Here is a 14,002-nt window from a genome sequence, read left to right on the forward strand (position 1 = left end):
AGCCTGAGCGCATGAGGAGCTAAGTTCAGAGAACATCTTTTTTACACTTTGTTATTCAGTATCAGCTGACCATTACCGTCGAGAGGGATCTGCGTGCCCGGATCTTTATCCATGCGGATTTTCCCCTGCTGATCGCCGATTTTGTAGGTTACGTCGTAACCCAGCATTTTTTCAGACTTGTCATACACGGTTTTACACCGTTGCTGCGTTGTGGTGTAGGTATCATTTTCCTGCATCGCGCCCTGCACCTGGTTACCGGCATAACCGCCACCCAGCGCACCGACAACGGTCGCAACATCCTTACCACGGCCACCACCAAACTGATGACCAATCACCCCACCTGCAACCGCACCCAGCACGGAGCCAGCGATACGGTTTTCATCCTGAACCGGACGACGATGGGTGACAGAAACATTACGGCACTCCTGACGAGGCGTCTTGACCGTCTCTTTGATCGGTGTAGCGGAAACCACCTGCGCATACTGCGGGCCACGATCAAGTACGTTCAGACTGGCAACGGCAGCCACACCTAACGCAGCAGCGACGCCAATCCCTATACCCGCCAACATTGATTTATTCACGGGACTTCCTCCTTTGTTGCAATTGGTAGCAATTTTGCCGCGCAGTAAACGCTTCGCCAATAAGATAAAGGATCAAAAACCGGGGCGATGAGCTGGGATAGCGTCTGTTTAGGAGAACTCTTAAGGGGTCTGGAGCGAGATGAACAGCATGATGTGCTGAAAATTCCCTCCGGAGAGCCCGGAGGGAGAGAGAAATTAGTGCAGCTTCAGGCGTGGGCGGATCACGCGGTTGATGCGGCCGACCAGCATCATCAGGCCGGTTTTGAAGTAGCCGTGCAGCGCAATCTGGTGCATACGATACAGAGAAATGTACACGAAGCGGGCGATGCGCCCTTCCACCATCATGGAGCCGCGCATCAGGTTGCCCATCAGGCTGCCCACGGTGGAGAAGTTTGAAAGCGACACCAGAGAGCCATGATCTTTGTAGACATAGGCTTTCATCGGCTTGCCTTTCATCTGCGCCAGGATGTTATGCAGCACGAGGCTTGCCATCTGGTGTGCGGCCTGAGCGCGAGGCGGTACAAACCCGCCTTCCGGACGTGCGCAGGAGGCACAGTCGCCGATGGCAAAGATTTCAGGATCGCGCGTCGTTTGCAGCGTCGGCTCTGTCACCAGCTGGTTAATGCGGTTCGTCTCCAGCCCACCGATATCTTTCATGAAATCAGGCGCTTTGATCCCCGCGGCCCAGACCATCAGGTCGGCCTGGATGTATTCGCCGTCTTTGGTATGCAGGCCGCCCTCATCCGCACTGGTCACCATGGTCTGGGTCAGTACGCGCACGCCCAGTTTGGTCAGCTCGTTGTGCGCCGCACCGGAAATACGCGGCGGCAGCGCAGGCAGAATGCGTACACCCGCTTCCACCAGCGTCACATTCAACGCTTCGTTAGTCAGCCCTTTGTAGCCATAGCTGTGCAGCTGTTTCACCGCGTTATGCAACTCTGCCGATAACTCAACGCCCGTTGCGCCGCCACCCACGATAGCAATGTTAACCTTGCCGTTGGCACCCATATTATTGGTGTACTTCAGGAACAGGTTAAGCATCTCCTGATGGAAACGACGCGCCTGATGCGGGTTGTCCAGGAAGATGCAGTGCTCTTTTACGCCTGGGGTGTTGAAGTCGTTAGAGGTGCTGCCCAGGGCCATCACCAGCGTGTCATAGGCCAGCTTGCGCTCAGGAACCAGCAGCTCGCCTTTATCATCGCGCAGCTCAGCCAGCGTGATGGTTTTGTTTTCACGGTTGATGTCCACCACCGAACCCAGCTGGAACTGGAAATGGTGGTTACGCGCATGCGCCAGATAGCTCAGCGCATCCACACCCTCATCCAGCGACCCGGTCGCCACTTCGTGCAGCAGCGGCTTCCACAGATGGCTGTGGTTACGATCCACCAGCGTAATTTTGGCTTTCTTACCGCGCCCCAGCTTCTTACCCAGCTGTGTCGCCAGCTCCAGTCCGCCAGCACCACCGCCGACAATCACTATCTTTTTCAATGGCGTAGTCAACGTGACCCCCTCAAATTATTAACCAATTGTTAATTAAAAGTTATATAAATAACCCTTAATTAACAACAGGTTACTGCGCTGAAACCATTCAGATTCATTGAGAATAGCACGTCAGGCGCATTGGTCATACCAAAATTGATATGTATCAAGTTTTGATGGTTTAAAAGTAGACAACTCTGACAAAAAAGAGGCCCGGTACGCTTTCACGTACCGGGCCTTTGTCAGGTTCAGGGAGGTCAGCCCAGCGTTTTGAAGGCTTTAATGCGCTGCAAATGCGGCGAAATGTTTTTGAATTTGTGGGTCTGCTCTTCGTCCCAGACAATTTCGTAGTAATGATGCAGAAGCTCGGCGGCGCGGGAGCTGTTTAGCGCCTCATCGTTGCGGGAGAGGATCACCAGACACCGGTCGCGGTTCTTTTCACGGAAATTGCTCACGCATTTGGTTGCGATATCGGCGTACTCTTCCGGACGGTCAATCTTGCCTTCCATGTTTTCGTTTGGAAACAGGTTAGGGTTAAAAATGACCTGACGGATATCGCATAAAAAACCGATACGCTCTGCCCAGTATCCCCCCAACCCCACGCCGCAGATTAGCGGGCGATCGTCGATATTGAGCTGCAACATTTTGTCCACTTCTTTCAGCAGATGTTGCATGTCATGCTTCGGATGACGTGTGCTGTAACTGATCAGCCGGACATCCGGATCGATAAACTGCAATTGCAGCACTTTCTCATGATTACCAGGACTGTTTGAGTCAAAACCGTGTAAATAGATGATCATCGTCTCACCACGCTACGCCTTCCGGGATGAATTAAAGGGCTGCTTTATGTGCCTGCCAGCGCTCGTTCAGGGCTTCAAGCCGGGCGTTTACTGTTTTCCAGCGCGCCGAGTCCATCAGCTCCTGACGACTAAATGAACCTTTATGATACAATTGTGTAACACGTTCAGCATTGATCGGCGACAGGTTATCCAGCACGCTCACCGCCCCTTTACGATTATTGCAGACGAGGATCATATCGCAACCCGCATCCAAAGATGCCTGCCCACGTTCAGCATAGCTGCCCATGATCGCCGCCCCTTCCATGGATAAATCGTCAGAGAATATCACGCCATTGAAGCCTAACTCCTGACGCAGCACGGTTTTCAGCCAGTGCGGAGAACCGCTGGCCGGACGCGGATCGACCTCACTGTAAATGACGTGAGCTGGCATGATGGCATCCAGCTTGTTATCGGAAATCAGCGAGCGGAAAACAGACATGTCTTTCGCGCGAATGTCGGCTTCCGGGCGCGGGTCATGTGGGGTTTCTTTATGGGAATCCGCCGTTACCGCCCCGTGGCCCGGGAAATGTTTGCCGGTGGTTTTCATGCCCGCATCGTGCATACCGTCGATGAAGCGCGTCGCCATGGCCAGCGCGATACGCGGATCCTCATGATACGAACGCTCACCAATTGCCGCGCTAATGTGTCCTACGTCCAGCACCGGGGCGAAGCTGATGTCGATATCCATGGCGATCATCTCGCTGGCCATCAGCCAGCCAGCGTCCTGCGCCAGTTGGCCGCCCTCTTCGGTCCCCAGCAGCGCAGCAAAAGATTGCGCGGCGGGTAAACGGGTAAACCCTTCGCGGAAACGCTGCACGCGTCCCCCTTCCTGGTCCACGGCCACCACCAGGTGATTGCGTGACGCCGCGCGGATCTGGCGAACCAGCTCACGTAACTGCTCCGGATCATGATAATTGCGGGTGAAAAGAATCAGCCCCCCGACCAGCGGGTGCGCCAGAATTTCGCGCTCTTCCGCATCCAGCTCAAACCCTTCAACATCCAACATTACTGGACCCACACCAACCTCTCTTATCCTTTCGTTTGTAACTGACGCCAGGCATCATTTGCCAGCGCAATAAATTGTTTGTCACGTGTCTGCTGAAGGCGCATTTCAAACCATCCCGCCATCAGCATCAGCACCCACGGACGCCACCGCGCGACCTGCCGCGCAAGGGTGAGCGCATTGATGTTGGCATTCCGGGCATAGGCGATCACAAGCTGCTCGCGCGAGGCCTCATCAGGCATCCAGACCGCAGCGAGTTCGAGCGCCACGTCACCGTCCCCGACATACTCCCAGTCGATAAGTTTCTCGCCCGCCGTGGTATGAACGATATTCCCCGCGTGGACATCCATATGCAGCGGCGCCAGGCGTAACGCCTGCGGCTCGCCCGCTCTGCGCAGCCGCTTAAGCTGCGCCAGCCAGTAAGGCGTACGTCGTTCAGGCGCAGCCTGCTGCCAGTAGCGTTCCAGCAAGGGGAGCAACATTACCCGCCAGCCCAGACGCGGCTGGCGATGCAGATGATACAGCATGGCTGCCAGCGTGGGCGTATCGGGAAGCTCGCTTTTGATCTCACCCGCAATAAACTGCACCGCCATCCAGTCTCTGATAAAAAGATGCGGTTGCGGTGCAAGGTCGGCGGGCAGGCGCTTCAGGGCGCGGAACTGGCGACGAAAATGGGAGGCAGGCGCGGCGGCATCGTGATGCTGACGTAAAACCAGCCGATGGTCGCCACGCTCAATAATGCAACTCGCGCCGCCAAGCCCGGCGGGGGCTTGCGGCGCGATAACACGGTACTGAGGGAAATAGCGCGTCAGGACATCATCACGCGTGCGCTTATTGTTGCGTAACGGCACCTTTACCTGACCAGATAATTTCGCCGGTCTGCACCAGCATTAACTGCATCTGCAACGACGGCGTGTTCACGTTGCCTGTCGCGTTAGAATAAAGGACATACTGCGCGCCAACGTTGCGGGCAATACCGATCGCTTTACTGCGCGAACCCAGGCTGTCCTGAGGCGACAGGCCAAGCTGCTGCTTAGCCACCGCGAGCTGCTGGGCTGAGACCAGCGTAAATTTACCGTTATTCGCCAGCGCGTTACGCAGGGTTTCCGTCGCTTCTCCCGCATTCAGGGAACCGTTTGTACGGTTGTTCACGCTGTCCACCAGCAACACGCTGCCAGGCGTAACGCCCTGCGCCTGCAACATTTTGCCTACCATCGGCTGCATTGCGCCGTTCCAGTCATAGTGACGTACTCGCGGCGCAGGCTGTGCGGTGTCGTCCGGATGTTCGATCGGACCAGGCTGTGCCGGGATGGTCGGTACAGACGGCACGGTTGGAACAGGTTGCGCTGGGGTTGTTGGCTGTTCCGTTCCCGGCTTCGCCTGATCCACCGGTGCAGGTTCTTCCGTTCGCGTCACACAACCCGCCAGAAAGAGTGCAAAGGCACTCAGGAGCGCATAACGGCTCATTGTTTTAATCAAGGTTCACTCCTTACAAATAAAGATAAAGTCTCACCTTATGTGCACCCAGATAGCTGGCGCTGCCGTAAAGCGTAACCGACGATCTTGCCGGGATCGTCACGCTGCGCGGCGCCTCAAGCGGGTGCATCTCAAGACCTCTCACGTCATACCAGTAGAAGCGATAATGCACCGTCACTGGCTCTTGCCTTTCGTTATAGAGCGTAGAGGAGGCAGAAGACTGAATTTCGCTTATGGTCAGCGAAGGCTTCTCCGCCGTGATGCCCGCAGCAAGTACTGAGGACTCCATCACCAGCGTCTGTTCCTCACTGACCGGGATGGCGGGACGCGCGCTGCACCCAACCATGACCAGCGTTACGATCAGCGCTGCAATACGCCCAATAAACATATTAAAGACCTTTATGTGCCAGCATCGGTCCCAGTGGACGTCCACCCAGCAGATGCATATGAATATGATAGACTTCCTGCCCGCCATGGCGATTACAGTTCATGATCAGACGGTATCCGTCTTCAGCAATCCCTTCCTGCTCGGCGATTTTCGCGGCCACCGTAAGCATACGGCCTAGCGCCACTTCATGCTCGGTTTTAACGTCATTGACGGTCGGGATCAGAATATTGGGAATAATAAGGATGTGCGTCGGCGCCTGGGGAGAAATGTCGCGGAAAGCCGTGACCAGTTCATCCTGATAGACAATATCCGACGGAATTTCGCGGCGGATAATTTTACTGAAAATCGTTTCTTCAGCCATGACCTTTTCCTTTTAAGTTTAATCTGGCGTCGTGCGTCCGTTGTTAACACACATTGACTGTTTTACTGTGTGACACAAGACAAGAGTATGAGCGAGTTTCTCCTGTCCTTTCAACCTTCTCCCGTGATTTCTTTCCTGATTGGCCCCCATCTGGCTGAAGAGGCATCGCTTTAGGACATTTCTTTTCTGAAACCTGATTTCAGTTCATCCCGAAACATCTGTTTACAGCGGTAATCACAATGCGTATATTTCGCATTTGCATTTTCATGCGCATTTTTAACATAGAAAACGACGTCAGCCCGTGCTATCGGGACTGTCGCGAACTACCTTCACCATTCACTAAGGGTTTGATGATGTCTTTCATTAATCACACCAGGGATGGGCAACGTCAGCCTGCCGCAACACCTTCGTTGCTGGCCGCCTGCATTGCTATGGCATTGACGCCAACCACCGCTTTCGCTGCCTCTACAACCGAAGATACCGTTGTCGTTGATGGCGGTTTTGACAACACACAGGATCTGTCTGCCAGCCAGGATCAGGATTACAGCGTAAAAACCACCACCACCGGCACTAAACTGCTGCTGGTCCCTCGCGATATTCCGCAGTCCGTCAGCGTTATCAGCCAGCAGCGTATGGCTGACCAGAATCTGCAATCCATCGGACAGGTGCTGACGAACACCACGGGCATTACGGCGCAGGTGCAGGACAGCGACCGTACCGTGTTCTACTCACGTGGGTTTTTCGTCAGCAACTACGCCTACGACGACCTGCCGACGTCTATCAGTGAAGTGTGGAACTTTGGTGATACCGCCGCCGATACCGCGATTTATGACCGTATTGAAGTGGTCCGCGGTGCCACCGGCCTGATGTCCGGCACGGGCAACCCGGCGGCATACGTTAATATGGTGCGTAAGCATGCGGACAGCCCGGAATTTAAAGGTAACGTCTCCGCCAGCTACGGCAGCTGGGACAAGCAGCGCTACGTGCTGGATCTCCAGGCGCCGCTGGTAGAGTCAGGTAAGGTACGGGGCCGTCTGATCACCGGTTATCAGGACAACGACAGCTTCGTGGATAACTACCACTACCGGAAGAAATTCCTCTACGGCGTGATGGACGCGGATGTCACCGACAGCACGACCCTCTCGGTAGGGTATGAGTATCAGGAAAGCCATACCGCCGACCCGACATGGGGCGGACTGCCGACCTGGTACAGCGACGGAAGTAAGACCCACTACAATCGCAGCCAGACCGTCGCACCTGACTGGGCTTATTCAGATAAAGACAGCACCCGCATCTTCGCAAACCTGACTCAGCGTTTCGATAATGGCTGGGAAGCGCACATCAACGGCATGCATGCTGAAACCAACTTCGACTCCAAACTGATGTATATGTCCGGCTACCCGGATAAAGAGACCGGCGCGGGTCTGGTGGGTTATGGCGGCTGGAACCGCGGGGAACGTAAACAGGATGCGGTTGACGCCTTCCTGCGCGGCGGCTTCGATCTTTTTGGCCGTCAGCACGAAATGATGTTCGGCGGCAGCTTCAGCCGTCAGCGTAACCATTACGACAACTCCATGCCGGATGCGGTATACGGCATGGTTGATGTCGGCAACTTTAAGAACTGGAGCGGGAACATTGCCGATCCGCAGTGGACGCTGTGGAAACTCTACAGCAAGGATGATATTCGTCAGTCTTCAGCCTATTCCTCTGCGCGTTTCTCGCTGGCCGATCCGCTGCACCTGATCCTGGGCGCGCGCTACACCCAATACAACATTCGCTATAACCCGGCAGGATCGCCGAATACCCGTCTGGAAAGCACTAAAGATGACGTCACGCCGTACGCAGGCCTGGTGTATGACATCAATGAGGACTGGTCGACCTACGTCAGCTATACCTCCATCTTCCAGCCGCAGGATAAGCGCGATGCCAGCGGACGTTATCTCGACCCGACCACGGGCAAAAGCTACGAAGCCGGGGTGAAGGCAGACTGGTTTAATACCCGCCTCACTACCTCGCTGGCAATTTTCCGCATTGAGCAGGATAACGTCGCCAGCAACACCTATACCTACATGCCGAGCGGTGAGTCGATCTATGAATCGCTGGACGGCGTGGTCAGCAAAGGGGTTGAGTTTGAGCTAAACGGTGCGCTTACCGATAACTGGCAACTGACCTTCGGCGCGACGCGTTACATTGCAGAAGATAAGAATGGCAACGCCGTCAGCTCCGATCAGCCGCGTACGACCATGAAGCTGTTCACCCGTTATCAATTGCCAATGCTGCCGGAACTGACCGTGGGCGGTGGCGTCAACTGGCAAAACAAAGTGTGGACGGACGTGGAAGGCGGCCCGGCAGGACGCTCCCGCGCAGAGCAAGGCAGCTATGGGCTGGTGAACCTGTTCAGCCGTTATCAGGTCACCAAAGACTTTGCTGTTCAGGCTAACGTCAACAACCTGTTCGACAAAGAGTATTACGACTACGTCGGATCTTATGTGGTGTATGGCGCGCCGCTGAACGTCTCGGTGAGCGCAAGCTACGATTTCTGAGTGACAGAAGCCCGGTGGCGCTGCGCTTACCGGGCCTACCCATCACGTAGGGCGGGTAAGGCGCAGCCGCCACCCGGCACCACAAACCGCAGTAATAAAAAAGGCAGCCATTCGGCTGCCTTAGTCTCCCCAGGTCACAGCTTAGTTGTTGCGGATGTACTCATCCATTTCGGTTTTCAGGTTATCGGATTTGGTTCCGAAGATTGCCTGAACACCAGAACCTGCAACAACGACGCCCGCTGCGCCCAGTTTTTTCAGACCCGGCTGGTCTACTTTCGCCACGTCGGCAACGCTCACACGCAGACGAGTGATACACGCGTCCAGGTTAGTGATGTTTTCTTTACCGCCGAAGGCAGCGACCAGAGCAGGTGCCATTTCGCTGGTCACACCGGCTTTGCTGTCTTCAGTTGCATCTTCACGACCTGGAGTTTTCAGGTCCAGTGCTTTGATCAGCACGCGGAAGACGGTGTAGTACACCACTGCGTAGCCCGCACCCACGATTGGGAACAGCCACAGCTTGCTGCTGTTACCGGACAGAACGATAAAGTCGATCAGGCCGTGAGAGAAGGACGTACCGTCACGCATACCCAGCAGAATACAGATTGGGAATGCCAGACCTGCCAGTACCGCGTGGATGATGTACAGGATCGGCGCAACGAACATGAAGGAGAACTCGATCGGCTCGGTGATACCGGTCAGGAACGAGGTCAGCGCTGCGGAGATCATGATACCGCCCACTTTTGCACGGTTCTCTGGTTTAGCAGAGTGCCAGATAGCAATTGCAGCGGCTGGCAGACCGTACATTTTGAACAGGAAGCCACCAGACAGTTTACCTGCCGTTGGGTCGCCTGCCATGTAGCGAGGAATATCACCGTGGAACACCTGACCTGCTGCGTTGGTGTATTCACCAATCTGCATCTGGAATGGAACGTTCCAGATGTGGTGCAGACCAAATGGTACCAGGCAGCGCTCAATGAAGCCGTAGATACCGAACGCCACAACCGGGTTCTGGTAAGCTGCCCACTGAGAGAAGGTCTGGATTGCCGTACCGATTGGTGGCCAGATGAAGGACAGGACTACACCGGTGAAAATCGCGGCCAGACCAGAAATGATCGGCACAAAACGTTTACCCGCGAAGAAGCCCAGATACTCAGGCAGCTTGATGCGATAAAAGCGGTTAAACATGTACGCTGCAATCGCACCGGAGATAATACCACCGAGAACACCGGTGTCCGCCAGGTGCTTAGCGGCAATCTCTTCAGCAGGTAAATGCAGTACCAGTGGCGCAACCACAGCCATGGTTTTCACCATGATGCCGTAAGCAACAACGGACGCCAGAGCGGATACACCGTCGTTATTGGTGAAGCCCAGAGCAACACCGATAGCGAAGATCAGCGGCATGTTAGCAAAAACAGAACCGCCTGCTTCGGCCATCACGTGGGAAACTACGGCTGGCAGCCAGCTGAAGTTTGCAGAACCGACACCCAGCAGGATACCTGCGATAGGCAGTACGGATACTGGCAGCATCAGCGATTTACCGACCTTTTGCAGGTTAGCAAATGCATTCTTAAACATAATTGAGAGTGCTCCTGAGTATTTGTGCTTTTTTTACGCTTTCACGCATTGGCCCGGGGGGAGTACCGCGCCGTGGACAGGACATCTAAGCGCCCTTTATTTATTACACAGAGTAAAATAATTCCCTCTGAGTTTGTTTGACGGCTATCACGTTTCAGTTCAAGACGGTCAAAAAACTTGCAGATATTTACATAAAGCATGTCTGGATGTGTCTAAAAACGCCATCACCGCCCCAAATGAGGCGGTGAACTTTACTCGTTTTACTTATTAATTACGAGCCTAAAAATAACAGGTGTATCAGACAGATTGCAGGCGGGCGGGGTCGATATGGAACAGGCTGGCGAAGTTTTCCGTTGTCACGCGAGCCAGCTCTTCAATACTGACACCTTTCAGAACGGCCATATACTCAGCGACATCCCGGGTCATCGCTGGCTGGTTCTCTTTACCACGATGAGGCACCGGCGCCAGGTACGGGGAATCGGTTTCCACCAGAATACGATCCAGCGGAACATAACGCGCCGCATCACGCAGTTGCTCAGCATTGCGGAACGTGACGATCCCCGAAAACGAGATATAAAAGCCTAAATCAAGCAGCTTACCCGCCGTTTCTCTGTCTTCTGTGAAACAGTGTAGTACGCCACCGCAATCCGTCACCTTTTCTTCCCGCAGGATCGCCAGCGTGTCGGCGCGGGCATCGCGGGTATGAACGATAACCGGCTTATTCAGTTCACGGCCAATACGGATGTGGTTGCGGAAGGATTCCTGCTGGCGAGGTTTTGTTTCCGGGGTGTAAAAATAGTCGAGACCGGTCTCACCCATCGCCACAACGCCCTCTTCTGCGGCAAGGCGACGTAAGTCCTCAACGTCATACTCCTCGTCCTGATTCAGCGGATGTACGCCACAGGAGAAAACGACATTATCGCGCTCGCCAACCAGTTCACGCATGGAGCGATAACCCGGCAGCGTGGTCGCCACAGCCAGGCAAAATTTCACATCACGCGCGGCGGCTTTCGCCAGCACGTCGTCCACATTTTTATGCAGGGATTGATAATCCAGGCCATCAAGATGGCAGTGTGAGTCGACTAAAAACATAATGTCTCTCTCAGAGGTGGGAAACCGGTGGTATTACACCCGGTTGCAGGTAGTGTTCGATACGCAGTAACTGGTCGGTCAGTAAAAGCTCACGATTAAGACCGGTCACTGTCAAAAGTTGTTCACGACTCTGGCAGATATCATGAAGGATAGCGAGCAGCGACTGCCCTGACAGGCGATTCGCCAGCGTGGTGACCAGCGTCCACACGTCAGGGTTAGTCAGAAGGGTAGCCCCTTGCTGGATCTTGAGCGCATCCAGCAGCAGCGCAGCCAGCCAGTGGAGCCGTTCCGCAGCCTGATCGCTGTTCAGCGCTGGCAGTACGCTAAGCCAGTCGTGGCTGTCGAGGGCGGATTCAACCGCACGACAAAGCGTTTCACGCTGGGACCATACCTCCGGCTGCAATAAGGCCAGTGCAGCCGCAGGCGCGCCGCTGCACAGGCGTAACGCCGAGCGCGCCGCATCTTGTGACACCGTCACTTCTCGCTCAAGCCAGGCGAGCGCCCAGGACTCCTGGGGTACAGCGAGGTGGTGAAGACGGCAGCGACTGCGTAGCGTCGCCAGCAAGCGTTCCGGCTCTCGGCAGGAGAGGAAAAACCAGGTATTCTCTGGCGGCTCTTCCAGGGTTTTTAACAGGGCGTTGGCGGCCGCTTCCGTGAGCAGCGCGGCGTCTTTCAGCCACACCACTTTCGCCCCGCCCAGACGCGCATATTCGTACAGTTTCTCACTGACCTCACGCACCGCGTCAATACCGAGCGTATTTTTGCCCTTCTCCGGTTCGAGGGTGTAATAGTCAGGATGCGTACCCGCCTGCATGAGCTGGCAACCCCTGCACTTACCGCAGCTTTTATGCCCTTCCGGCTGCTGGCACATCAGAAAGCGGGTGATGGCGTAAATCAGCGCATCATCCCCCATTCCCGGCAGCGCCTGGATCAGTAACGCATGATGCCCCCGACCAACCTGATAGCTGCCGATCAGCTGTTCAAAGTGCGGGCGCAACCATGGATACCATTTCATGCCTGCTGCTCCTGTAGCCACTGCGTAACGGCCTGCTGAATATCACGCGTAACGTCTTCCAGGGATTGCGTCGCATCGATGGTACGAATGGTATCGTCCTGCCCGGCCAGTTCCAGGTAACGCGCGCGGGTGCGGTTAAAGAAGTCGAAAGACTCCTGTTCAATGCGATCCAGTTCGCCGCGGGCCCGGGCACGCTTCAGGCCCACCTCAGGCGTTACGTCCAGATACAGCGTCAGGTCAGGACGGAAATCGCCCAGAACCGCGTCGCGAAGCGTAGCCAGCATGGTCTGATCGATACCCCGGCCTCCGCCCTGATACGCCTGGGTTGAGAGATCGTGGCGATCGCCAATCACCCATTTCCCTTCTGCCAGAGCGGGCGTGATCACCGTCTCCACCAGCTGAACGCGCGCCGCATAGAACATCAGCACTTCCGCTTTGTCGGTAATAACTTCATCGCCAACGGATTTGATATCCAGAACCAGGCTGCGCAGTTTTTCCGCCAGCTGCGTACCGCCCGGCTCGCGGGTGAAGACCATGTCGGCGACGCCAAGCGATTTCAGCGTATCAACCACCACGTTACGGGCGGTGGTTTTACCCGCCCCTTCGAGTCCCTCAATGACAATGTATTTACTGCGCATTTTTTTCCTTAAGTGCCTTCAGATAGTCCTGAACGGAGCGATTATGGCTGGCCAGGTTGGTATTAAACGTGTGCCCCCCTTTTCCGTCAGCCACAAAATAGAGATACGGCGTTTTGGCCGGGTGCGCGGCGGCCTTCAACGATGCTTCACTCGGCGTCGCAATCGGTCCAGGCGGCAAGCCGCTAATCACGTAGGTATTATACGCCGTTGGCGTCTCCAGATCTTTTCTGGAGATCCTGCCGTTGTAGTTTTCGCCCATGCCATAGATGACGGTAGGATCGGTTTGCAAACGCATGCCGATGCGCAGACGGTTTATAAACACCGAAGCAACCTGGTCACGTTCGGCAGCAACGGCCGTCTCTTTCTCGATGATCGAGGCCATCGTCATGAACTGGTTTTGATCTTTATACGGCAGGCCATCAGCTCGCCCTTTCCAGGCAGCTTCTACCGCCGCGACCATTTTGTTGTGCGCGCGCTTCAGAATGGCCACATCCGTCGTACCTGCCGTATACATCCACGTGTCGGGCCAGAACCAGCCTTCAACCCACTCGGGATGTTCGAATTTTAAGGCGTCTGCCACGGTCTGGTAGCGGTCATCTTTCAGCGTATGCTTGATGTACGGCGCGTCACGCAGCTGCCGGAGATAATCGCTCAGACGCATACCTTCCACAAAACGCAGCGGGAACTGGGCTTCTTTACCACTTTCCAGCAGTTGCAGCATCTCACGCACGGTCATGCCAGGGGTAAAGCGATAGGTGCCCGCCTTGAAGTGGGACAGTTCCGGCTCAATACGCAGCAGCCACTGGAAAACGCGTGGGCGGTTAATAATTTTGTCGCCATACAGCTGCTGACCAATCGCCTGCCGCCCGGTCCCCGCTTTCAGGGTAAAAATCGTCTCGTCTTTAATCAGGATTTTACTGTCCGCCAGTTGGCGAACTTTCCATACTCCCGCTCCGCCAGCAATACCCAACGCAACAATAAGGAGAAGGACAAAGCGCAACATTTTCTTCAT

14 protein-coding genes are annotated in these 14,002 nt (G+C 55.2%); 1 reads left to right on the top strand and 13 read right to left on the bottom strand.

Annotated features, from left to right (window positions below; all coding sequences use genetic code 11):
• Window positions 1–41: 41 nt before the first annotated feature.
• From BH712_RS05375 to hinT, 8 genes are all read right to left on the bottom strand, one after another.
• Window positions 42–581 carry a glycine zipper 2TM domain-containing protein gene (locus tag BH712_RS05375; protein ID WP_006809237.1) on the bottom strand — a complete coding sequence of 180 codons (540 nt, stop codon included), beginning with the start codon at window positions 579–581 and terminating at the stop codon, window positions 42–44.
• A gap of 195 nt (window positions 582–776) precedes the next feature.
• Window positions 777–2,081 (bottom strand): NAD(P)/FAD-dependent oxidoreductase, encoded by a 1,305-nt coding sequence (locus tag BH712_RS05380; protein WP_032673535.1) that lies wholly within the window; start codon window positions 2,079–2,081, stop codon window positions 777–779.
• A 236-nt stretch (window positions 2,082–2,317) separates the two neighbouring features.
• Complete coding sequence (gene ycfP / locus BH712_RS05385; RefSeq protein ID WP_006809239.1) at window positions 2,318–2,860, bottom strand: alpha/beta hydrolase YcfP; 543 nt, start codon at window positions 2,858–2,860, stop codon at window positions 2,318–2,320.
• Window positions 2,861–2,891: 31 nt separating this feature from the next.
• Window positions 2,892–3,917 carry a beta-N-acetylhexosaminidase gene (gene nagZ, locus BH712_RS05390; RefSeq protein WP_032673536.1) on the bottom strand — a complete coding sequence of 342 codons (1,026 nt, stop codon included), beginning with the start codon at window positions 3,915–3,917 and terminating at the stop codon, window positions 2,892–2,894.
• A gap of 11 nt (window positions 3,918–3,928) precedes the next feature.
• Complete coding sequence (gene thiK / locus BH712_RS05395; RefSeq protein WP_006809241.1) at window positions 3,929–4,753, bottom strand: thiamine kinase; 825 nt, start codon at window positions 4,751–4,753, stop codon at window positions 3,929–3,931.
• Complete coding sequence (gene lpoB / locus BH712_RS05400) at window positions 4,734–5,378, bottom strand: penicillin-binding protein activator LpoB (RefSeq protein ID WP_085929697.1); 645 nt, start codon at window positions 5,376–5,378, stop codon at window positions 4,734–4,736. The genes thiK and lpoB overlap by 20 nt, the downstream gene beginning before the upstream one ends.
• Window positions 5,379–5,391: 13 nt before the next feature.
• Complete coding sequence (locus BH712_RS05405) at window positions 5,392–5,766, bottom strand: YcfL family putative periplasmic lipoprotein (protein WP_006809242.1); 375 nt, start codon at window positions 5,764–5,766, stop codon at window positions 5,392–5,394.
• Between the two features lies 1 nt (window position 5,767).
• On the bottom strand, window positions 5,768–6,127 hold the full coding sequence (gene hinT, locus BH712_RS05410) for a purine nucleoside phosphoramidase (protein WP_006809243.1): 360 nt from the start codon (window positions 6,125–6,127) through the stop codon (window positions 5,768–5,770).
• Between the two features lie 353 nt (window positions 6,128–6,480).
• On the opposite strand from hinT, the gene fhuE reads away from it, so the two are divergent.
• The gene (gene fhuE / locus BH712_RS05415; protein WP_032673537.1) at window positions 6,481–8,670 is read left to right on the top strand and encodes a ferric-rhodotorulic acid/ferric-coprogen receptor FhuE; all 2,190 of its coding nucleotides are present in this window, start codon (window positions 6,481–6,483) and stop codon (window positions 8,668–8,670) included.
• A 141-nt stretch (window positions 8,671–8,811) separates the two neighbouring features.
• Here fhuE and ptsG read toward each other — a convergent pair whose 3' ends face one another.
• The 5 genes from ptsG to yceG all read right to left on the bottom strand — a co-directional run bounded on the left by ptsG (window position 8,812) and on the right by yceG (window position 14,002).
• The gene (gene ptsG / locus BH712_RS05420) at window positions 8,812–10,245 is read right to left on the bottom strand and encodes a PTS glucose transporter subunit IIBC (RefSeq protein WP_006809245.1); all 1,434 of its coding nucleotides are present in this window, start codon (window positions 10,243–10,245) and stop codon (window positions 8,812–8,814) included.
• Between the two features lie 297 nt (window positions 10,246–10,542).
• The gene (locus tag BH712_RS05425) at window positions 10,543–11,337 is read right to left on the bottom strand and encodes a metal-dependent hydrolase (RefSeq protein ID WP_006809246.1); all 795 of its coding nucleotides are present in this window, start codon (window positions 11,335–11,337) and stop codon (window positions 10,543–10,545) included.
• A 10-nt stretch (window positions 11,338–11,347) separates the two neighbouring features.
• Entirely contained in the window at window positions 11,348–12,352 is a 1,005-nt protein-coding gene (gene holB / locus BH712_RS05430; protein ID WP_006809247.1) for a DNA polymerase III subunit delta', read from the bottom strand.
• Window positions 12,349–12,990 (bottom strand): dTMP kinase, encoded by a 642-nt coding sequence (gene tmk, locus BH712_RS05435; protein ID WP_006809248.1) that lies wholly within the window; start codon window positions 12,988–12,990, stop codon window positions 12,349–12,351. Before tmk ends, holB begins: the two co-directional genes overlap by 4 nt.
• Window positions 12,980–14,002 carry a cell division protein YceG gene (gene yceG / locus BH712_RS05440; protein ID WP_006809249.1) on the bottom strand — a complete coding sequence of 341 codons (1,023 nt, stop codon included), beginning with the start codon at window positions 14,000–14,002 and terminating at the stop codon, window positions 12,980–12,982. Before yceG ends, tmk begins: the two co-directional genes overlap by 11 nt.

Source organism: Enterobacter hormaechei ATCC 49162 (assembly GCF_001875655.1).
Classification (GTDB): Bacteria; Pseudomonadota; Gammaproteobacteria; order Enterobacterales; family Enterobacteriaceae; genus Enterobacter; species Enterobacter hormaechei.